This window comes from Micromonospora sp. AMSO31t (assembly GCF_008868175.1).
GTDB lineage: Bacteria > Actinomycetota > Actinomycetes > Mycobacteriales > Micromonosporaceae > Micromonospora.
Genome location: NZ_WBKT01000313.1, coordinates 1 through 955 on the forward strand (window position 1 = coordinate 1; position 955 = coordinate 955).

1 protein-coding gene and 1 pseudogene are annotated in these 955 nt (G+C 78.2%); both read left to right on the forward strand.

What is annotated here, in order from left to right; all coding sequences use genetic code 11:
• On the forward strand, positions 1 to 207 hold a 207-nt coding region (locus tag F8274_RS30720), incomplete at its 5' end, for an SSI family serine proteinase inhibitor (protein WP_225854059.1).
• A gap of 145 nt (positions 208 to 352) precedes the next feature.
• Positions 353 to 955 (forward strand): annotated as a pseudogene (locus F8274_RS30725) (pentapeptide repeat-containing protein); the annotation flags it as partial.

Here is a 955-nt window from a genome sequence, read left to right on the forward strand (position 1 = left end):
GACCCGGCGACCGCGTGCCGGCTCGTCGCCCGGGTCGACGGCCACCTCGACGCGCTCGAGGTGCAGCTCGGCCCGTGCACCCGGGAGTACGCCCCGGTCACCGCCCGCGCCCTGGGCTTCTGGCAGGACCGGCCGGTCACGTACACCCGGACCTTCGACAACCGCTGCCACCTGCTGCGCGGCACCGACGTGCTGTTCGACTTCTGAGCCGGAGGGCCGGCGCCCGCCCCGCGCGGGCGCCGCGCCCCGGGCCCGTCACACCGCCGTGCCCCGCCGGCCGGCCCGGACGGACCCGGGCGGAGAATGGTGGGGGGCGCGAGGGGCGTGCCCGACGGTGGCGGGAGGCCGGGCGGTGTCCGAGGCGGTGGACCAGCGGGTGGCGGGCGGCGCCCGCGAGCTGCGCGCCGACTGCACGCGCTGCTTCGGGATCTGCTGCGTCGCGCCGGCGTTCGCCGCCTCCGCCGACTTCGCGATCGACAAGCCCGCCGGGCAGCCCTGCCCGAACCTGGGCGTTGACTCCCGCTGCGGCATCCACCGGGACCTGCGGCAGCGCGGCTTTCCCGGCTGCACGGTCTTCGACTGCTTCGGCGCCGGCCAGCACGTCGCCCAGGGCACCTTCGGCGGGCGGGACTGGCGCGGCGACCCGGCGGCCGCGCGGCGGATGTTCGACACCTTCGCGGTGATGCGGCCGCTGCACGAGCTGCTCTGGTATCTGACCGAGGCCGTGGCGCTGACCCCGGCGGGGCCGCTGCGCGACGAGCTGGCCGCCGCCCTCGCGGAGACGGGACGGCTCACCGACGGCGCCCCGGAGGACCTGCTCGACGTCGACGTCGACGCCCAGCGGGAGCGGGTCAACCGGCTGCTCTCCCGGGCCGGCGAGCAGGCCCGGTCCGGCCGGGCGGGCGTGGACCGGCGGGGCGCCATGCTGATCGGGGTGGACCTGCGGCGGGCGGGA